This window comes from Micromonospora sp. NPDC047812 (assembly GCF_040704175.1).
GTDB lineage: Bacteria > Actinomycetota > Actinomycetes > Mycobacteriales > Micromonosporaceae > Micromonospora.
The window spans coordinates 556,411-576,215 of sequence record NZ_JBEYRY010000001.1; the positions used below are offsets into that span (position 1 = coordinate 556,411).

Annotated in this window: 17 protein-coding genes and 1 pseudogene; 9 read left to right on the forward strand and 9 right to left on the reverse strand. The window is 70.3% G+C overall.

Going from position 1 to position 19,805, the window contains the following annotated elements:
* Nucleotides 1–136 precede the first annotated feature (136 nt).
* The gene (locus tag AB0883_RS02515) at nt 137–331 is read left to right on the forward strand and encodes a hypothetical protein (RefSeq protein ID WP_366638827.1); all 195 of its coding nucleotides are present in this window, start codon (nt 137–139) and stop codon (nt 329–331) included.
* Here AB0883_RS02515 and AB0883_RS02520 read toward each other — a convergent pair.
* On the reverse strand, nt 321–965 hold the full coding sequence (locus tag AB0883_RS02520) for a hypothetical protein (protein ID WP_366638829.1): 645 nt from the start codon (nt 963–965) through the stop codon (nt 321–323). The two genes, AB0883_RS02515 and AB0883_RS02520, sit on opposite strands and share 11 nt — an antisense overlap.
* Before the next feature lie 143 nt (nt 966–1,108).
* On the opposite strand from AB0883_RS02520, the gene AB0883_RS02525 reads away from it, so the two are divergent.
* A complete protein-coding gene (locus AB0883_RS02525) occupies nt 1,109–1,852 on the forward strand; it encodes an SDR family oxidoreductase (protein WP_366638830.1) in 744 nt (247 codons plus the stop codon).
* Nucleotides 1,853–3,106: 1,254 nt separating this feature from the next.
* On the opposite strand, the gene AB0883_RS02530 is transcribed toward AB0883_RS02525, so the two are convergent.
* Nucleotides 3,107–3,760, reverse strand: a complete 654-nt coding sequence (locus AB0883_RS02530) for a Type 1 glutamine amidotransferase-like domain-containing protein (RefSeq protein ID WP_366638832.1) — start codon at nt 3,758–3,760, stop codon at nt 3,107–3,109.
* A gap of 149 nt (nt 3,761–3,909) precedes the next feature.
* Nucleotides 3,910–4,836, reverse strand: coding sequence for an NmrA family NAD(P)-binding protein (locus AB0883_RS02535; RefSeq protein ID WP_366638834.1), 927 nt, complete (start codon nt 4,834–4,836; stop codon nt 3,910–3,912).
* 104 nt (nt 4,837–4,940) lie between these two features.
* Between AB0883_RS02535 and AB0883_RS02540 the strand changes: the two genes are divergently transcribed.
* Nucleotides 4,941–5,510 (forward strand): TetR/AcrR family transcriptional regulator, encoded by a 570-nt coding sequence (locus tag AB0883_RS02540; protein WP_357875691.1) that lies wholly within the window; start codon nt 4,941–4,943, stop codon nt 5,508–5,510.
* A gap of 411 nt (nt 5,511–5,921) precedes the next feature.
* Here AB0883_RS02540 and AB0883_RS02545 read toward each other — a convergent pair whose 3' ends face one another.
* Together AB0883_RS02545 and AB0883_RS02550 are read right to left on the reverse strand one after the other, a co-directional pair.
* Complete coding sequence (locus AB0883_RS02545) at nt 5,922–7,037, reverse strand: MerR family transcriptional regulator (RefSeq protein WP_366638836.1); 1,116 nt, start codon at nt 7,035–7,037, stop codon at nt 5,922–5,924.
* Between the two features lie 266 nt (nt 7,038–7,303).
* Nucleotides 7,304–8,344: a DUF4034 domain-containing protein gene (locus tag AB0883_RS02550; RefSeq protein ID WP_366638837.1), complete on the reverse strand. Its 1,041-nt coding sequence runs from the start codon at nt 8,342–8,344 to the stop codon at nt 7,304–7,306.
* Between the two features lie 135 nt (nt 8,345–8,479).
* Between AB0883_RS02550 and AB0883_RS02555 the strand changes: the two genes are divergently transcribed.
* Entirely contained in the window at nt 8,480–9,085 is a 606-nt protein-coding gene (locus AB0883_RS02555; protein WP_366638839.1) for a YdeI/OmpD-associated family protein, read from the forward strand.
* Nucleotides 9,086–9,575: 490 nt separating this feature from the next.
* Here the strand turns inward: AB0883_RS02555 and AB0883_RS02560 are convergent, their stop codons facing one another.
* Nucleotides 9,576–10,220 carry a TetR/AcrR family transcriptional regulator gene (locus tag AB0883_RS02560; protein WP_366638841.1) on the reverse strand — a complete coding sequence of 215 codons (645 nt, stop codon included), beginning with the start codon at nt 10,218–10,220 and terminating at the stop codon, nt 9,576–9,578.
* A gap of 145 nt (nt 10,221–10,365) precedes the next feature.
* On the opposite strand from AB0883_RS02560, the gene AB0883_RS02565 reads away from it, so the two are divergent.
* The 3 genes and pseudogenes from AB0883_RS02565 (at nt 10,366) to AB0883_RS02575 (ending at nt 13,109) form a co-directional block, all read left to right on the forward strand.
* Nucleotides 10,366–11,145, forward strand: coding sequence for a glucose 1-dehydrogenase (locus AB0883_RS02565; RefSeq protein ID WP_366638843.1), 780 nt, complete (start codon nt 10,366–10,368; stop codon nt 11,143–11,145).
* The gene (locus AB0883_RS02570; RefSeq protein WP_364221283.1) at nt 11,142–11,618 is read left to right on the forward strand and encodes a nitroreductase/quinone reductase family protein; all 477 of its coding nucleotides are present in this window, start codon (nt 11,142–11,144) and stop codon (nt 11,616–11,618) included. The genes AB0883_RS02565 and AB0883_RS02570 overlap by 4 nt, the downstream gene beginning before the upstream one ends.
* 164 nt (nt 11,619–11,782) lie before the next feature.
* Nucleotides 11,783–13,109: pseudogene (locus AB0883_RS02575) on the forward strand (ISL3 family transposase).
* 172 nt (nt 13,110–13,281) lie between these two features.
* Here the strand turns inward: AB0883_RS02575 and AB0883_RS02580 are convergent.
* Together AB0883_RS02580 and AB0883_RS02585 are read right to left on the reverse strand one after the other, a co-directional pair.
* Nucleotides 13,282–14,157: an alpha/beta hydrolase gene (locus tag AB0883_RS02580; RefSeq protein WP_366638845.1), complete on the reverse strand. Its 876-nt coding sequence runs from the start codon at nt 14,155–14,157 to the stop codon at nt 13,282–13,284.
* Between the two features lie 402 nt (nt 14,158–14,559).
* On the reverse strand, nt 14,560–17,865 hold the full coding sequence (locus AB0883_RS02585; RefSeq protein ID WP_366638846.1) for a CHAT domain-containing protein: 3,306 nt from the start codon (nt 17,863–17,865) through the stop codon (nt 14,560–14,562).
* A gap of 45 nt (nt 17,866–17,910) precedes the next feature.
* On the opposite strand from AB0883_RS02585, the gene AB0883_RS02590 reads away from it, so the two are divergent.
* Together AB0883_RS02590 and AB0883_RS02595 are read left to right on the forward strand one after the other, a co-directional pair.
* Nucleotides 17,911–18,285, forward strand: a complete 375-nt coding sequence (locus AB0883_RS02590; protein ID WP_366638848.1) for a hypothetical protein — start codon at nt 17,911–17,913, stop codon at nt 18,283–18,285.
* Nucleotide 18,286: 1 nt separating this feature from the next.
* Nucleotides 18,287–19,228, forward strand: coding sequence for a hypothetical protein (locus tag AB0883_RS02595; protein ID WP_366638850.1), 942 nt, complete (start codon nt 18,287–18,289; stop codon nt 19,226–19,228).
* Here the strand turns inward: AB0883_RS02595 and AB0883_RS02600 are convergent.
* Nucleotides 19,182–19,757 (reverse strand): TetR/AcrR family transcriptional regulator, encoded by a 576-nt coding sequence (locus tag AB0883_RS02600; protein ID WP_366638851.1) that lies wholly within the window; start codon nt 19,755–19,757, stop codon nt 19,182–19,184. The two genes, AB0883_RS02595 and AB0883_RS02600, sit on opposite strands and share 47 nt — an antisense overlap.
* Nucleotides 19,758–19,805: the final 48 nt, after the last annotated feature.

The following is a 19,805-nucleotide window of genomic DNA, read 5'->3' on the forward strand; positions in this document are numbered from 1 at the left end:
GCGGGGGGCCGGACCAGGACCAGAGCGCGAGGGGTTCGGCTGACCCGACCGCACCGCCAGACCCGAAGTGGTACGACTACGCGTCACGAACGAGTACACCCGCCCGGACGACCTCGCCGAGCCGCGCGCTGCCTTCATGGTGGACGACGCCGGCGAACCGGCTCTGGGCTGGCCGGGCCTGTACGCCTTTGCAGCGGAGCATGGGGTCGTGCTGCCGGAGCCGTACCGAACCTTCGTCGCGGAGATCACCGCCGGGGCGTTCTCCGGACCACCGGATCGTGGTCTCCTCGGGGTGGCCGAGATGTCCGCCGGAGGTGTCGCTACGAGCTGACGAGGTCGTAGGCCCGCGCGAGGTCGTCACCCCAGGGCATGGCGTGGTCACGCTCGAACGCCCGATACAGCCGGTCGCGGGTCGTCTCGCGGCGCAGCCAGGCGGCCGGAATGGCCGCCCTCCGGTCCGCGAAATGGAGTCCGTTCACCGTCTCGGCCAGGTGGCGATCTGCCGCCGAGTCGAGCGTGACGTCCCAGGTGTCGAGGAATCGCGTGGCGCTCTCACCGCCTGTGACGACCGCGTCGAGGAAGGTGGCCGGGTCGAGGAATGACCCGACCTGCGACGGATACGTCGCCAGCAGCGTCCGCCACACCGCATCCAGGTAGCCGTCAATGGCGTCCTGCTCGGCTTCGGGCCAGGTGCGCCACTGCTCGCGAGGCAGCTTGCCCAACACGATCGCTGGGTCGAGTTCCATGGAGGTGACCATGCGCCCCAGCAGTAGGGGCAGCAGACTCTTCAGGTCGTCGCGGCTGCCGACCGTGTTGCCGAGGCTGATGGTCAGAGAGAACAGGTCATGATTTTCGACCGGCACCTGCCCCCGGCAGTGCGGGCAGCCATCGAGCACCACCCTGACCGGGTACGGGACGAACGCCTCCTGGAGTTGTGCTACCGCCGCATTCAGATTGCCGTCCACCGGCCGATCCTCGCAGCCCGCACCGACACGGGGCGACCTCGGCGATGAACATGGCCAGCGTGTCCTGCGCGGCAGGCGAGGCAAGAGAACGCGTCGTCCGATCACCGCCAGACGGCCGGCCTCCGGTTGGTCAGGCTTTTGTCATGAACAACGCACTTGAGGGCAAGGTGGCTCTGGTCATCGGTGGTGGTCGTGGCATCGGCGCTGCGGCGGCGTTGCGCCTGGCGGAGGAGGGCGCCGATGTGGCGTTGACGTTCCAGCAGAACCAGCAGCGCGCCGACGACGTGGTGGAACGGATCAAGGCCGCGGGACGGCGGGCCATCGCCGTGCAGGCGGACAGCGCCGACCCGGCGGCCGTGGTCGACGCGGTCGACCGGGTCGCCGGCGAGCTGGGTCGGCTGGACATCCTGGTCAACAACGCCGGCGCGTTCCTGCTCGGACCGCTGGAACAACTGAGCCTGGAGGAGTTCGAACAGACCGTCGCGGTCAACGTCCGGGCACCGTTCGTCGCCTCCCAGGCCGCGGTGCGACACATGTCGGCCGGTGGACGGATCATCAACATCGGCAGCAACATGGCAGAGCGGGCGGTCTTCCCGGGCTTCGCGCTGTACGCGATGAGCAAGACCGCCCTGACCGGCCTGACCAAGGCACTCGGACGCGAACTCGGCGGCAGGGCGATCACCGTGAATCTGGTGAATCCGGGAGCCACGGACACGGAGCTGAATCCGGCCGACGGCCCCAACGCGGACACGATCAACGGGTTCACCGCCCTCGGTCACTACGCGGACCCGGCCGACGTGGCCGCTGCGGTGGCGTTCCTCGCCAGCGCCGACGGGCGCTACATCACCGGGGCGACGATCAACGTGGACGGCGGCTTCACCATCTGATCACCGGCTCACCGCCGCTCCGGCCAGCCCCGCACACAGCTACGGCCCGTTCCTCCGTCGGGGAGCGGGCCGTAGCGTTGCCAGGCACTCAGCATCCGAGCCGGTCCACCTCGATCCGGCACGGCCGAATGTCGTACACCGGTGAGTCGATCAGCCTGCGCCGCGCGCTTCGAGCGGCAGAAGAGGATGTTCATGCCTACCGTCCTGACGTTCCCACAGAGCTTGCGCGGCACACCAGGGAATTGCGGTACTCGCAGTCCGCCGATCCGTGCTCGCCACAACTTGGGTTGGTGCTGCGGGCACAGCGAGCTGGTGAGGCTGTGCTGAGCCGCTCGGTCCTCGTGGCAAAGGCTCGGGCTGATCGCTGCTGGGATACCAGCGAGCGGTGCATTCCGTCATCTAGATTGATCTCAGTCGACACGCGGGGGGTACATGACGGTTTTCGGCTGCCGGACCTGCGACACCGCTCTGACGGGTCCGGTGTCGAGGGTGGCGCTGCCCGTCCACGCGGACCAGAAGTACGGGAACGGTCGCCTCCTCGCCCGGCACCACCCGGGCCAGCTTGGCGCGAGTCCCGGCCCCGCCCGGCGACGGCCAGGCGCACGGAACGGGCCGGGATCGCTCGCCCTCGGCGCTGGCACACTTGCTCGCCGCCTCGGGCGGCGACCCTATAGCGATCCCGGATCACCAGGTCGCCAAGGTCTTCCGGCCCACTCTCGACCGTCTCCTCGACCGGGCAGCACGGGGCCGGAGCGCAGCCTGGTCCTGGCCGGCCCTGACATCCCGGACACCGACGGCCACTTCACCCTCGTCCCGGAGCATCCGCAGACCGGTGAACTCTGGCCGGTGGCCCTGCCGGTGAAGCCAATCCCGCTGGCTTGGAACGCCTGGCGGTACCTTGCTTTCAACCGAGCCCCGAAGCCGGTTGGGCGGTCGGCCCCGATCCCGCCGGAGGCCCTGCCGGCACTGCTCCCGGGTCACCGGTTCGAGCCGGACGGCCAGATCTTCCTCAGCGTTCTGGCCCGACTGCCCGAGGTCAGGCAACCACGGTTGCGTGCCATCTACGACCGAGGCCGTCCCTCTAGCTCCACCTTCTACAGCTTCTGACCGCCTGGTCGTCGTGATGGCGCCTTACCTCTGGCGGGTTCATCGTCATCGGCAAGAGCGCATGTCGACCACCACCACGCCACCGCTACGCAGCGCGGTCGGCGGCATGAGCGGGTGCTTCGCCACGCCGATCACCCTTGGCCGCGGCTACGAGGGGAACCGCTTCCAGTGCCCCTCGGAGACGACCTCGACGGTGCCGTCGGTCACCTTGATGGCCGTCTGGTCGTCGATCGCGTACGCCGGACCCTCGATCTCGGCCGCCCATCTCTCGGCACCAGCCATGGTGTTGTCCGGCTCGAGACCTAGGTGCGGGAAGATCGAGAAGTCGACGACCCCCAGTGTGCGGTCGTCGGGCGCGCACTGCCACTCGACGAAGTCCGCGCCGATCCGGGGGGTCAGCACCATGCTGCCAGCACTCAACCCCACCCAGACGGTGTCCCGCAGTGACGGCAGGAGGTCCGCCAGCCCGGATTGCCGCATCCAGTGGCACAGGTACGTCGCATCACCGCCGGCCACGAGGATGACGTCAGCCTCCCGGACCCAGGGGACCCACCGCTCCTCGCCGATGCTTGGCAGCGCTGTCAACTCGAGGACGCCCAGCGACTTCCAGCCCAGACCACACATGGGTAGCGGCGTCTGCCCGGTGATGAAGCGCCAGGCCGAGGCTGGCCCGCCCATGGGGTGGGCCGCCGTAGGGATGCAGAGGGCACTGGAGTCGGAGATCGGCTTGCCCAGCAGGTCGACCAGCGCATCGCGGATGCTCGGGTTCGTGACGCCCGCGGAGGTGAGAAGAAGCTTCACGCTTGCCTCCGGTGCGTAGCGCTCATGACGTTCTCCTCGAGAGGCGCGAGATCGGGTGTATGGAATACAGACTGGACACCGTAACGCGCGCCCGGGAGCGCTGAGGATGACGGCTGGACCGGTGGACAGAGCGAGTGCCCCGGACCGGGTCAGGCTGTGGCCCGGAGGTGTTCGTGCGTCCATTCCTCGAAGGTCGTGAGGGGGATGCCGAGGGCTCGGGCGAATTCCGGGCGGGCGGGTTGCCCGGCCACGTTCATGTGTGCGTGTGAGACGCCTGCCCACACCGGCATCCCCGCGGCGATCGCTTCCTCCTCGGTCATCTCCGGCGCGGTCAGCTCGGTGCCCAGTGCATGGGACAGGATCTTGGAGATTTCCGTCATGGTCAGGTAGTCGCTGGCCAGTTCCAGCTCGACCCCGTTGAACCGATCGGGTTCGGCGATGGCTGCGGCGGCCGCACTGCCGATGTCATCGACCGCGACGAGGGAGAGCCGGGTCTGCGGCTTCAGCACAGTCGCCAGGCCGCCCTCGACGCCCCGGGGGAAGAGGTACGCCGAGGAGGGCAGGAAGTTCTCCATGAACCAGCCCGGCTTGATGAGCGTCCAGTGCGTGAAGCCCGCCTCGCGTACCCGGTTCTGGATGCTGGTCTTGGTGGCGTAGTAGGGCTCCAGGGGCGCCCAGCGCCCTTCGGCCCAGCCGGTGGTCTCGGTGTGCTGTCCGGCGCCGGAGACGGACGTGTGCACGAACTGCGGCACTTTCGCGGCCAGCGCGCCCTCGATCAGGTTGACGGCCTGGATCAGCTCACCCTCGAAGTCGATGGAGGCCCCGTTCATCGCGGGCATCTGCACCGAGAAGACGGCTCGGGCTCCTTGCGCGGCCCTGACCAGCGAGTCGCGATCGTCGAGGTCGCCGATGACCAGTTCGGCACCGAGCGCTTCGACGGCCCTCGCCCGGTCGGTGGCGGGGTTGCGGACCAGCGCCCGGACGGGAACGCCCGCCGCGAGCAGGGCACGGGTGGTGGCGCCACCCTGCTGTCCGGTGGCGCCGATGACCAGGACGGGTGCGGGATCGGTGGGCATGAGGGCTCCTCCGGGATTGCGCGGCCATTAAACGGCGGGGCCCACCGTTTGCGCTTGGCTACTATACGGAGGGCCCCGCCACTTAGCAAACCTCGAGGTGCCCAATGCCAGTCCAGCGTGCAGACGCCCGGCGCAACTACGCGCGCCTGCTCGCCGTGGCCGAGCAGGAGATCGCCGCGCACGGCGCCGACGCATCCCTGGAACAGATCGCCCGCCTTGCGGGAGTCGGGTCAGCCACGGTGCGCCGGCACTTTCCCAGCCGCCACGCACTGCTGGAGGCGGTCTTCCGTGAACGGATCGAGACCCTGTGCGCGCACGCCCGCAACCTGGGCGGCAGAGCCGATACCCGGGCCGCGCTGCTGGAATGGCTCAGCGCCGTCACCGCGTCCGCCGCGACCATCCGAGGACTGGCCATCGCACTGACCCGCGACAGCGCGGCGGACCCCGCCGAGGCGCACGAGCACTGCGCTTCGGCGCAGCTCACGGAGGCGGGCGAACCACTGGTACGCCGCGCAACGGACGATGGCGCGCTGACGCCCGGCGTGACCATCACCGACCTGATCATGCTGATCACCGGTATCGCCCTGGCCACGGAACACCATCCGGACCCCGCTACCGAGGCGGACCGACTACTCGCCCTGACCGTGGTGGGAGTCAGTCCCCGTCAGAGGTGAGCGCAGAGCGTACGGGTGTTGGTTGGCGCACGCCGCGAACCTGTCAAGGCGGTGCCCTCACACAGATGTCAGAGGGCGCTTCGGAAGTTCCGGAGGTCGTACTCGCCTGGTGGCCCGAGACCGAGACGCGCTTGGCCTTCCATGCCTCCAGGAACGGGCCGATCAACGACCACTGCTCGTCGGTGACATCGCTGGGATACGGCTTTCGATCACCCATGCCTGGCCTAACGCCGCTACCGCCCGGCGGTCACGACGGAGATTCACTTTCCGCGGTTCAGTGATCGACATCCATGGCGAACCGCTCCGAACGATCTACAAGCGGACCCCCCGCGCGTTTCCTCGCTGAATGCCCGGACGGCGGCATGAGCGTGCGCGGGAGCTGCGTCTCGCGCCCGGATGCCGCACGGCGGTTCAGGCTACGAGCAGGCGGAGGCCGAGCTCTGCCGTGTCGAGGGCGACGAGGTCGCGGTTTCGCTCGGCCCACCGGCCTGAGGCGAGGTCTTCGCGGAGAGTGCTGACGGCCCGTTGCTCAGCCTGCGGTCCGACTCTGGTCCATACCGAGACCGCGCGGCGGACACGTTCGTCCAGGTATGCCTCGGGCCGGCGCCAGTGCGCCTCGAAGAAGCCGTCGGCGCAGTCCCACGGGACGAGCAACGGCTCCGCGCGTCCTCCGATCGCGCCGGTCAGGTCGGCCAGTGAGGGCCAGCCGACGAGAAGGTCCGCGAATTCGGGCAGGTAGTCGCGGGTGAGCCAGAACCGTTCACGCCAGCCGGTGTCGTCGGCGTCGTACGTGAAAACCACCACGCGGCGGGCCACCCGCCGCATCTCACGCAGCCCGGCGACGGGGTCCGGCCAGTGGTGGACGGTGCTGACGGCCATCGCGGCGTCGAAGGACTGGTCCTCGAACGGCAGGTTCTCCGCATGGGCGGCCACGCACGGCGCCGCGCCCACGGGACGCTGCGCCCGCATGACCGCCGACGGTTCCACCGCCGTCACGTCCCGGTCGGGTGGTTCGTAGGAGCCGGTGCCGGCCCCGACGTTCAGCACCGTTCGTGCGTCCCCCAGCGCATCCCAGATGCGTGCGGCGATCCGCGGCTCGGTGCGCCGCGTCGCTGGGTAGGCAGATCCGATGGCGTCGTACAACTGTGCGCCGAACACCTTCAGCTGCTCCTCCGGGGTCGTCCTGATCCCCATCGCCCGTGCCTCCAGTTCCCTGTCTATGGCCGTCACCATGGCGGCAGCGCGGTCGCGCTGGTCCATCAGCAGGCCGCGCAGCCGGCACAGGTGCGCGACCGCGTCGGTGGCCGGATCGTCGACCAGATCCGCGATCTCCCGCAATCCGAAGCCGAGCCGCCGGTAGGCGAGCACCTCCCGCAGCCGCTCCACATCGCGCGGGGAGTAGGCCCGGTGCCCGGCTGCGGTCCGCGTGGACGGCTCCAGGAGGCCGATCTCGTCGTAGTGATGCAGGGTGCGGACGCTGACGCCGGCCAGTTCCGCCACACGCCCCACGGTCAGGTGCTCCTCCACGCCCCCGACTATGTGGCATGACGTCGCGTGAGGAGCAAGCGCTTCGCTGCCGGCGGCTGGCGGGCGGCGACTCGCACGGCGGCCGTCGGCGTTCGCGCAGCTGGCTGCCGTGCCGGCGGCCCGGCCCGGCTGGCGCGGCGGCCGGCCGTCTCCAGCGGCGAACCGTCGGACGCGGGGATGCTCGCCCGCGGGAATCGACCGCGACGGCGGCAGCTGCCCCGGATCAGCGGGGTGAACTGACGTAGCCAGGGCGGTGTCGCCGGGGGTCAGGCAGCGCGGCGGGCGCGGCGGCGGGCTCGGAGGAAGGCGGTGTCGCCGCGTACGCGGTCCCACCAGGACCACGGCACGCTGGTCATGTACCGGCCGATCGACGCGAAGACCGGCGCGGCGTCGGCGTCGCGGCCGGTGCGCGCCAGCCCGTACGCCAGGAAGTTCGCGTCGTTGAGCCAGTCGGCGTGCCGGGTGGCCGGCTGGTGGAACCACCGGGACAGCGCGTTGTCGAGGTCGGACTGCATGACCGGATCCTGCCGCCACCGCTGGCCGATCTCATCGCCCGTGCCGCCCTGGGATGCGCGCTCCTGCTCCCACAGGGCCCACTCGGCGGCGGCCCGCACCGGCAGCACGTGCAGCGGCGAGCCCGCGGGCGCCGCTTCGGCGACCGACCGGGCGAAGCCGAACATCGCCTCGTGCGAGCCGCTCCACTTCCTGCAGTGGTAGGTCAGCTTGAGGATGTGCCCCTGGTGGTGCCGGGGGTCGCGCCGGGTCAGCTCACGCCACGTCTCCTCGACGTCCTCCGGTGGCGCACTCTGGTCGATCATGAGGTCCAGCCGGCTCACCCACGGCGTGGGGTCCTCGGGCGCGAGCCGCATCGCCAGGTCGTTCACCTGCCGGGCCAGTTGCAGCAGGCGGTTGAACTCGGTCCACTGCTCTGGACGGACGCTGGCGGCCCAGTCCCCGCCGCGCACCTCCCAGGCTCGTGCCATCAGGGAACGAGCCCGTACGAGCTGGGCGTCCGGATCGCTGGGCGAGCGCGCTGCCCAGCGGTCGGTCCAGGCGGCTGCGGTGTCGACCCGACCGGTCGTACGGTCGACCCGGGATCCCAGCCCGCCAGCGGTCGATTCGGCCAGCACGCGGACGTAGCGTGCCCGACGGTCGTAGTCACCTCGGGTGGTGGCCAGAGCCTTCCGGGCCGGTTCGATGTCGGAGCCGTACCGCGCCTGCGTGCATGCCTCGCGCAGCACGGTGTCGTCCTGCGCCAGGTTGGTGTCGATCTGGCGGGTGAGCAGCCGCCACACGGTCGAGATCATAATCAGCGATGGTAGGCGTGGGCTGGCGTCCGCCTCAGGCCCGGACCGGCGAACGACCTGCGCGCCGGCAGCCCGACGAGCCGGAGCGTCCCATGGGCAGAGGCTGCGGCCACGGCGCAGCGATAGCCTGCCGTCATGGCGAGCGCTGAACTGGATGAGTTGATCGTCGCGGACGCCGACGCGCTGCGCGCGTGGTTGTCGGCCAATTACGCCACGTCGCCCGGCGTCTGGCTCGCCCTGAGCAGGAAGGGCGGCACGGTCACGACGCTGACCTGGCAGCAGGCGGTCGACGAGGCCCTGTGTTTCGGCTGGATCGACGGGCAGGCCCGTAAACGGGATCAGGAGACCTCCTGGATCCGGTTCACCCCTCGCCGGCCCCGCAGTTCCTGGTCACAACGCAACGTCGCCCACGTGGCCCGGCTGGAGGCGCAGGGGCGGATGCAGCCCTCGGGCCGCGCCGCGGTGGAAGCCGCAAAGGCGGACGGGCGGTGGGCAGCCGCCTACGCCCCGCCGTCGGAAGCCGAGGTGCCGGCCGACCTCCTCGCCGCCATCGCTGCCGACCCTGCCGCCCAGGCCATGTTCGACGTACTCACCAAGACCAACCGGTTCGCCCTCATCCACCGCGTCAACGCCGTCAAACGGGCGCAGACCCGCGAGCGGAAGATCGGCGAGTTCGTCGCGATGCTGGCCCGTCACGAGACGATCTACCCGCAGAAGGCCAGGCCTCCGCACTCGTCGTGATCGGCGTCCTCATGATCATGTGCGCCCACCTGCCGCCGGCTCGCCGGCTACCAGCGAGCCGTGCACGTACAGGCCCAGGAGCCTGCCGGCCAGCGCGGGACCCCATGCTTCACGAAGATCGGACAGAACCATCCCGGGCGGTGTCACCAGGTCATCCTGCGCTGCGGGCCGGAAGCCCGCCACGGAGTAACGCGGGGTCGCCGCCGAAACGGGCTCTGCACAGATGAGGGTGTAGCTGCGGGGGCTGGGCTTGCGGGTCTTGGGTCACCCCTCTTGCTGCCGTCGGGAGTCTCCACCCCGAGAGGGCAGCCTTGCACGTTTGGGCCCGCTGCTGAGACCTCTTGTCGGGCCGTGCTGATGCCAGGCTGATCGAGGTGGGTCAACACATCGACACTCCCTCCTTCGGTGTCCGCCCCGGGATGCCCCGCGAACGCCCTTGGTGCCGACGGCCTCGATTGCTAGGCATCAGCTCCTTTAGTGGCGGCGGGACTCAGTCGTTGGTGGACGCCCCTGGTCCAGTCGCGGCGTACCGGGCGGCGATGGTGCGGACGGCCTCGTCGACTACCTGAGCGACGCGTTCGGCGCTCACCTCCCAGCCCGGCACTAGGAGTGTTGGCCAGAAGACGTAGTTGGAGATCATGCCCAGGAACTGGGTGGCTGCGAGGTCCACGTCCTCGACCCGCACCGTTCCCGCCTCGTGCTCAGCCAGGAGGTAGCTGCGTACGGACTCGAAGTAGGGCATCTTCCCGTGCGAGAACTGCGCATGGGCCAGCTCCGGGAACCGCGGCAGCTCGGCGATGACGATCCGGAACAGGTCGGTCATCTGGGCACGGCCTAGCAGCTCGGCGTAACGGCGACCGATGGCGCTGAGCCCGTCAACGACGTTGCCTGCCGGCGGAGGATCCTCCTCGTCAGCGGTTGACCAGGACTCGGTGACGATGGCGTCGAACAGGGCAGCCTTGCTCGGAAATTGCTTGAACAAGGTGGCCCGCGAGACACCCGAGCGCTCTGCGATCCGCGCCAGCGATGTCCGGTCGTAGCCCAACTCGAGGAACAGTGCGGTCGCGGCCGTCACGATCAGCGCGCGCTTTTCCTGGGCGACGCGCTGGTGGTACGTCGGTACGACCCTGCTCATGGACTGAGCATACGAGGTGAGTGGCTTGACTCGCCACTGCCGCCAACCTAGTGTCAACGCAGTGGTGAGTCGCTCGGCTCGCCATCGGCCGGCCGTTCATCGCCGATGATCCCGGTCAGTCACCCACGTACCGAAGGAACATCTGATGAACCGCTTCGACAACCAGACCGTGCTCGTGACCGGTGGGACCGGTGGCCAGGGATCGAGCCACGTGCGCGCCTTTCACGCGGAGGGAGCGAACGTGGTGATCGGCGACATCGACACCGAACGCGGCGCCGCTCTCGCCGACGAACTCGGGACCCGCGCTCACTTCACCCGCCTCGACGTCACCGACGAGAGTTCGTGGTCCGCCGCTGTGCTAGCCGCCGAGAGCGCCTTCGGCGCCCTGAACGTGCTCGTCAACAACGCGGGCGTCCAGAACCCGCCGGCGCCGATTGAGAACACGGACCAGGCCACGTGGTCGCGCATCCTCGACATCAACCTCACAGGGACCTTCCTCGGCATCAAGGTCGCCGCCCCCGCTCTGCGCCGCGCAACAGGGGGAGTAATCGTCAACATCGCCTCGACGATGGGCTTGGGCGGCACGGCGCACTACGCGCCGTACGTCGCCAGCAAGTGGGCCGTGCGAGGCCTTACCCGAACGGCAGCGCTCGAACTCGGCCGGGACCACATCCGCGTGAACACCATCCACCCCGGCGTGATCGCGACCCCCTTCATCCAAGAACCAGCAGCCGGCGCCACCGCGGCAATCGCCGACTTCTACTCACCCGAGCCGTTCGCCATCCCCCGACTTGGAGAGCCGACCGACGTCACCCGGCTTCTCCTGTTCCTCACGTCATCAGACGCGTCGTTCATCACGGGGTCGGAGTACGTCATCGACGGTGGACTCCTCCTCGGGCCCGCCCTTCAGACCGAGACCGCATGAGCAGTCCAGACACGACCGGATGGAACGACTCCGCACGTGACGCGTCTTTGTCGCACCTGCCCGATCACATCCGGCGAGCCATCGAGATCACACCCGCCGCAGGCACCAGCGAACGGATCATCGACATCACGACGCTGGGGCGCCGCACCGGCCGGCCACGCCGTATCGAGATCTTCTTCTACCGAGCTGCGGGCACCACCTACCTGTGTAGCGGCGCCGGCGGTGCCGCGACCGACTGGCATGCGAACCTTCTCGCCAATCCCAACTTCACCTTCCACCTCAAGAACGGGATCCGCGCAGATCTGCCTGCACGGGCCACGCCTGTCACCGACCCAGCTGAACGTCAGGCCGTGCTGGCGGAGATCGTCGCGGATCTCAATCAGCCCCACGACCCCGGCACCATCCGGCCGACTCGGCTCGAAGACTGGGCTGACAGTCGGCTGATGCGCATCAGCTTCCGCCATCGGCCGTGATCGCGGATCCCTCGACAGATGACCTACTCCCAGGGACTGGGGTGTAGTCGCGGCTAGGGCAGCTCATCGCCAGATGAGGGTGTAGCTGGCGCGGCGGTCCCAGATGGATGTCGAGGTTTCCAGAGGGAAAGTCTCCTACACGCTCATCCTGAAAGAACCGCCACGTGTCCGACGCTACCGCCGGCGACCGCTCGCACGCGTTCGCCCACCAGATCTAACGACCTTCTGCAGACTCGACGAGCTCGGCCTCGTCGTCACCGGGCAACGCCTCGAGCCCGACCGCGCGGTCCTCGCGTGCCGGGTCCTCGAACCCGACCAATGGTGCCGCCGCTGCGGCTGCGAAGGGACCCCCCGGGACACGGTCACCAGGCAACTTGTCCACGAGCCGCTCGGCTGGCGGCCCACGACGCTGCTGGTCACGATCCGCCGCTACCGATGCGGTGGCTGCGGGCATGTCTGGCACCAGGACACCTCCCAGGTGGCCGAGCCCCGGTCGAAGTTGTCACGGCGCGGGCTGCGGTGGGCACTCGAAGGGATTGTGGTCGGACACCTCACCGTCGCCCGGGTCGCCGAAGGTCTCGGCGTCGCGTGGAACACCGCCAACGACGCAGTCCTCGCCGAGGACAAGCGGGTCCTGATCGACGACCCGGCACGGTTCGACGCCGTCCGGGTCGTCGGCGTCGATGAGCACGTCTGGCGCCACACCAGCCGTGGTGACAAGTACGTCACGGTCATCATCGACCTCACCCCGATCCGCGACAAGACGGGCCCAGCACGGCTCCTCGACATGGTCGAGGGCCGCTCCAAGCAAGTGTTCAAGACCTGGCTGGTCGCCCGCACCGACGCCTGGCGTGACGCGGTCGAGGTCGTCGCGATGGACGGGGTCAGCGGCTTCAAGACCGCCACCACCGAAGAGCTCCCTGACGCGGTCGCGGTGATGGATCCCTTCCACGTGGTCCGCTTGGCCGGCGACGCGCTCGACCGGTGCCGACGCAGGGTCCAGCAAGCCATCCACGGTCACCGCGGCATGAAGGGCGACCCGCTCTACTCGGCGCGGCGGACCCTGCACACCGGCGCCGACCTCCTCACCGACAAGCAGCGCAGTCGTCTGCGGGCGCTGTTCGCGGTCGATGACCATGTGCAGGTCGAGGCGACCTGGGGGATCTACCAGCGGATGATCGCGGCCTACCGAGAGCCCGACCGAGCTCGTGGCCGCGTGTTGATGACCGCGCTGATCGATTCGGTCAGCGCCGGCGTCCCGGCCGCGCTGAGCGAGGTCATCACGCTGGGCCGGACGTTGAAGAAGCGTGCCGACGACGTGCTGGCCTACTTCGACCGGCCCGGCACATCCAACGGCCCGACCGAGGGATCAACGGACGGCTCGAACACCTCCGCGGCTCCGCGCTCGGATTCCGCAACATCACCAACTACATCGCCAGGTCCTTGCTCGAGACCGGCGGCTTCAGGCCACGACTACACCCTGGTCTGTGAAGAGCCCCGAAACGACCCGCACCGACCAACGGCCTCACCCCGATCACCCGACGATCCGGCGGCAGTATCACTGAAGCCTGGATCCGGAGTCCGGCGCGGCCATCGGCGATCCTCGGAGGCGCAGTCGTCAGGGATCTGATCCGACGCCGTAGGCGTGAAGCGGTGGATCAGCTCAAGCGTTGTCGAGCACGAACGCCCGCATGAGCTCGGCGCACTCGGCCGCGTGTGTCTCCAGTAGGAGGTGCCCGCCGTCGTAGATGTGCGCGTCCATGCGGTCGAGGGCGCGGTGGTAGGCGATGACCTCGTCCACGTCGAAGTACGGGTCGTGCCGTCCCCACAGCACGAGCGCTGGCGGCTGGTGGGCGCGGTGGTATTCGGCGAGCTCATCGAAGCGGGCGACGTGGTTGGCGTAGTCGGTGAACAGCGCGAACTGCGCGTCGATGTTGCCGGGTCGACTCATGCGCTCCCAATCGAGGTGCCACGACTCGGGAGCATGCAGGGTGCGCAGGTGCTCGGGCAGCCCGGCCAGGTACTGGTCGCGGGTGCCGGCGAAGTTCAACCAGTCCGGCAGTCCGGCGCGCTTCTCGTCGGTCGGATCGGCCCAGTAGGCCCGGGCGCTGTCCCACTGCTCGCCGAGGCCGTCCTCGTGCGCGTTGCCACTCTGCACGATCAGACCGCGGATGCGAGCCGGGGCCCGGGTGGCCAGGTGGTATCCGACTGGTGCCCCGAAGTCGTGCAGGTAGACGAAGAAGCGCTCGATCCCAAGCTGGTCGAGCAGGGTCTCGATCGTCCGCGAGAGGTTCTCGAAGGTGTAGTCGTAGTCGCCGGTGGTTGGCGACGAAGACATGCCGAAGCCGGGCAGATCGGGTGCGACCACGTGCGCCACCTCGGCGACTGCGGGCATGATCTCGCGGAATGTGTGCGACGAGCTGGGGAACCCGTGCAGCAGCAGTACCGTCGGCTGGCCGGGGCGCCCGGCCTCGCGGAAGAACACCCCCAGGCCGTTGACGTCGGCCCGTCGATGCCGGACCTTCTGGTCGGCCTGCATCTCGTTTCCTCCTACTTCCTGGCCAGGGTCACCCGCCGGTATCGGCTCAGCTCACACACCAGCCCCATCGTGCCGGACCCGAACCGGGATCGTCCGACCGTCTCGACATCAGACGGGCGTAGCGAAGCGGCAAGGCGCCGCGCGACGGAGCCGTGGCCACCCCGGTGGACACCACGGCACCAGCCGCCGCCACGGCCCATGCCACCACCCGCCGCCACATCCCCTTCGGCGGAGACCGCAGCGCAGCAAAGGCCACCTGGCCCGACGGCGAAGGCTTCGGCGGCGGCACCAAGTGCCCCACCGGCCACACCCACCCCTGCGCCGCGAGTGCGACCCGCCACCGGCCGTCTCGCGGGCGTCGTCACCGCCGGCCGGAAGCTGGCGCCGGAGATGCTTCAGGCGTCAACGCCCGGCACCGGCGTGGAGATGGGCCGCCCACAGCGAGGGGGTGTGCGGGAACCGGTCGCGGAGTCCGCGTACGGTCACGTGCAGGGCACGGGCCGCGCCCACCTGACCGAGGGCCCGGTAGAAGTCGGCGGAGACCTTCGCCGCGATCTCGTCCTGGATCTCCCACAGCGTGCCGATGACCTGGGTGAAGCCGGCCAGCTGGAAGGCCGAGGTCAGGTGGATCGCCTCGTCGGCGAGGTCGGCGACGTCGATGGCAGCGGTACGGCAGGCCGACAGGTAGGCCAGGTCGGCGTCGTCCAGGCGGACGGCATGCAGATCGGCCACGCTGAGCGGTACGTCGAGCCGCAGGTGGCTGCGGGACGGGTCGACGGGGTCGCTGTGGCCGTGGCAGGCGAAATGGGCGATCCGGTAGGACGCGAGCTTCGCGAGGACGTCCTTCCTGACGGCGGGAACGGTCACCACGCCGGGCAGGTGCTCGCGCAGAGTGGACACCTCGGCCTCCGCGTGAGGCAGGCCCGGGTCCGCGACGGCCAGTGCGCGTTGTGGACCGACTCGTAGCGGGCGGTGCAGCGCGCGCAGGGTCGGTGTGTACGAGGAGACCACGCGATCCAGCACGGTCCGCCCTGAACCGTCGTGGTGGTGGCCGGCCGCGTGCAGCGGGAGCAGACCGAGGAGGCCGCCCGGCGCCCACCACAGGCGCGGCCATTCGTCGTCCAGGCTGCGGTGATGTCCGAGCGCCAGGAGGATCGGCTCGGCGACGCTGTCCCACAGCCATTCCAGGGTCGAGGTCAGCCGGCGCTGCGCCTGCTGGCGATCGGCGATGGTGCGGCCCGCCCGTGCCTCGGCGAGCGACGCGTGGAAGTCGGCGACGCGATCGATCAGGTCGTCACGGGTCATCCGGGTCAGTGGCACGCAGGTGACGCCTGCGGAACCGACCAGTAGGGCGTCACTGCGGTAGGAGGTGATGTTGCAGACGGCGACCGGTCCCCGGTCGAGCAGATCCTCGATCGCGGGCGGCAGGCCGAAGCGGGCGAATCCGTCCTTGGCGCGGATCTGGGTGAGGACGGCGGCGAACTCGTCGGCCAGGTCGTGCCGGTCGTCGGCCTGCCGCGTGCCGCCGAGCAGGGCCAGCAGTTCCGGCGACACGGCCGGTTCGTCCAGCCGGTCGCGCAGTTTCTCGTAGCGCGCGGCGAGGGCGGGCTGGGCCACGCGCAGGTCGGTGAGGTCGTCCCGGGTGTTCAGCGCCTGGCTGAGCAGCACGGCCCGGCCTTCCTCCAGCAGCCGCAGCGCGTCCCGTGCCCTGGTGGCCGGATCGCGCTCGGGATCGTCCAGCGTGAGGGCCGCCGCGTCCGAGGCGAGGCCGCTGAAGGCACCCAGCGCGTGGTAGTGGTCGTCGCGGGTGAACCGCGCCGCGGCGAGTTCGGGCAGCAGGTGCACCGCGGTCTCGAGCAGCCGGGCGGCCTGGCCCGGGGCGCTGGGAGCAACGATCGTGGCGGCGGTGCGGGCGGCTTGGATGCGCCAGGTGGGTGCGGCGGTCGCCAGCGTCGTCGCCCTGAGGAAGTAGACCATCGCTTCGGTGAGGTCGGCCTCGTCCCGGGTGCGCGCGTACCGGGAGCCCAGGAGGTTGCCGAGAGCGGTGAGGCGCGGCCCCAGGTCGGGGCCGCCGCCGAGATCGACGCGGGAGGCCGCGACCGCCTCGTCCAGATCGGACAGGTTCCCGGTACGGGCGTAGCGCGCCTTCAGCAGCAACCCCAGCAGCATGCCGATGACGTGTCGGTTGGGGTCGTCGTCCGGGATCGCCAGGGCCGTCCGGCAGGCGTCGATGCCCTGATCGACGTCCGCCAGGTCTCCGGTCAACTCGGACCGGAGGCGGAGGCTGTTGCCGTAGAAGGCCAGTGCCTCGTTGCGGGCGGGCTGGCCGGGGTGCCACCCGTCGATCCCGGTGCGGAAGGCCGCAATCGACGCGTCGAGGTCGGCCGGGTCACTCGTGCGCTGGTATCGGAGCTGAAGCGCCGTGCCCAGATCGCTGAAGAAGCTGCCCCGGCTCGGATGGTCGGGCGGCCCGGTGTCGACTGCGACGCGGAGGGCGTCGATCGCGGCGTCGAGGTCGGCGATCGCGCCGACATAGCCGAAGCGGAGCATCAGGGCGTTGCCGAGGGCGGCCTGCGTCATCGGGTCGTCCGGGTCCAGGGCCACGGCCTCACGGCCGGTGGCGACGCTGCGGTTGAGGTCGGCGCGGTCACCGGCGGCGAGGAACCGCATTCTCCACGTACGGGCCAGGTCGATCAGGTGCGTCGTGCGCTCCGGCGTCCTGGCGTCGGCCGCGCCGGTCAGCAGCGTGACGGCCTCGTCCAGGTCGGCGCGGCGGTCGACGCGAACGTACCGGTCGGTGAGGACGCGTCCGAGGTCGCCCTTCAGCTCTGCCTTGCGGCGGGCGGACGCGATGCCGACGGCCTCACGAAAGTGCTTGATCGCCTCATCGAGATCCTGACTGCTGCCGTTGACGCTGGCCCGGATGGCGAGCGTCCGGGCCAGCGTCTGGAGGCGGGTGGCCCGCTGCGGATCGCCCGGCGGGGTGGCATCGAGGACTCGGCGGTAGGCGGCGACGGCCCGGTCGAGGTCGGCGATGCTGCCGGTCTCGGTGAACCGTGCTCCGGCCGCGTCCCCGGCCCTCGCCGCGGGATCCACCGGCGTCTCGCGCTGAACGGCCAGGGCCGCGTCGAGGCGGCGCACCATCGCCGCACGGGAGGGAAGCTTGGCGTCCGTGAGCTGCACGGCGCGCCGGTAGGCGGCGATGACGTGCTCGAGGTCGGCGGGATCTCCGCCGGCGGCGTAGCGCCAACCCAGCAGGTCGCCGAGGGCGGCCTGGCAGTTGGCCGCATTGAAGCCGGGAGACGTTCGTGCCGCCTCCAGCGCCGCCCGGCAGGTCTCAATCGCCTCGTCGAGGTCGGCGGTGTTCCTGGTGGCCTCGTATCGCCGGCCCAGCAGGATCGTCAGGTGTTCGAGGTGCGAGGCCCGGCGCCGGTCGCCGACCGGGGTGGCGGCGACGCCCTGCCGGCAGTACCCGATCGCCTCGTCCAGGATCGCCGGACTGCGGGTCTGCTCGTATCCCGCCATCAGCAGGTTGGCGCCGAGGTTCATAAGCGCGTTCGCGCGGCCCGGGTCACCCGGCGGCGGAAGCAGCGGAACCAGTTCGTTACGGATCAGGTCCAGCACCGGTTCCGATGCCTGCTGCCCGCCTTCCTGCTCCTTGCGTTCCCGCTGTCTTCGGCCCTGCCGGCGCCAACCGAACATGACCATCTCCCCACGGTGGACACCCCCACGATACTGAAGAACGTGGACATCATGAGTCAGCGTGACGACAAGGTGCCATCGATTCGGGACACACTCGCGTACGTCTGCGCCCACGCGGACGAGATCCGCACGGTGCCGGGTGCGGCCGCACTGCTGGACGAGGTCCGGGCCGGCGCTGACGTGGCGCACAAGCTGGACCGCCTGCACACCACGCTACAGCGCGCCGGTGACGCACTCGGCGTCCACGGCGCGACCGAACGCGGACTCCACCCGACCGGCGTGCCACGCCGCTCGATCCCCGCCGCGGACGAGGTCGTCTACCTGTGCCCGGCCGACGTCTGCTCCCGTTACTGGCTGCCGCAGGGCGACTCCGACCCGCCCCGCTGCGGACTGCACGGCAGCGCCCTGCGCAGGGACCGTCTCTGACGTGGGTGGCCTCTTCAGCGAGCTGGCCAAGCAGTTGGCGGAGCGGTGGCTTTCCCTGCTGGTGCTGCCCGGTGCCCTCTATCTGGCGGTGGCGGGGGCCGCGCACACGCTGGGGCACGCGCACCCGTTCGCCGTGGGCCTGCTCGTCGAGCACATCACGGCCGTGGCTTCCGTGGACGGCGCGGGCGCCCAGATCGCGCTGCTGCTGGCGACTCTGGCCGGTGCGGCCGTCGTGGGCGCCATCGCGCAGGCCGTGGGCTCCGGCATCGAGCGGGTCGTGCTCGCGGCCGACTGGCACGACTGGCCGACTCCCGTTCGGCGCCTGGCGCAGTGGGCGGTGCGGCGGCGGCAACGGCGGTGGGAGGCGGCAGCCCGCGTCTACCTGGAACGGCGGACCGAGGCCGCCCGGCAGCGTGGTCAGGGCGAGCACCCGGATCCGGCGCCGCGAAGCGACGCATGGCGACGGATGACGCGCATCTCGGCGGAACGACCGGGCCGTCCCACGGCTCTGGGCGACCGCATCCACGCCGTCGCCACACGGCTCGACCGCGATCTGCGCGTCGACCTGGCGCTGGTGTGGCCGTACCTCTGGCTGACCCTGCCGGAGACGACCCGTACGGAAATCACGGCCGCTCGGCAGAACGTCACCCGGGCCACGGTGCTCGGCGCCTGGTCCGTGCTCTACCTGTCCCTGACGGTGTGGTGGTGGCCGGCCGCACTCGCGGCCCTCGTGCTGGCAATCGTCGCCGGCGTACGCCTGCGCTCCGCGACCGACACGTACGCGCTTCTCCTGGAGGCCGCCACCCGCCTGCACCTCGGTGACCTCACCCGGAGCCTGGGCCTCGACCCCGGCGGCCCCGTCACCGCCGAGGTCGCGGACCAGACCATGCAGCTGCTCAGCCCGGGTCGACGAGCGGACCCTCGCTGCGGGACAGCCGGATGAGCAGGTCGCGTAGGCGGCGCGTGTCCTGCGGGTCCCTGCCGCCCCCGTAGAGGCTGGCCACGGCGGCTCCGTCCGCGGCGAGTGTGATCAGCCGCGCGCGGTCGGGGTCCAGCCCGTCGGCGTCCAGGGCCTCGGTCCAGCGCCGGTCGTCCTCCTGCAGGAACTCGGCCACGCCCGGTACGCCGGCCAGCGAGGCGGCCAGGATGACGTGCTCCGGAACGGTCGACCCGTCGCCCAGCCCGTCGAGAGTGGCCCTGACGTAGCCGCGTACCAGCCGGCCCCGGGCGTGGTCGCGCGGATCGACGGCGGCGTGCACGGCGGCGGTGAACTGCTCCGCCAGGTCGCGGGCCAGCTCCAGCAGCAGCTGTTCCCGGCTGCGGAAGTGGTGCAGCAGCCCGCCCTTGGAAACCCCGGCGGTGCGGGCGATGAGGTCCAGACTGACCCCCGCGCCGTGTACGACGACGGCACGGGCGGCAGCATCCAGCACCGCCCGGCGGGTCCTGGCGGTGTCACGCTCGCGAGGCGGCATGCCCGTGTCCTTTCGTTCCTGGGCCGGCCGTGCCGGCGGGGGTGTCGG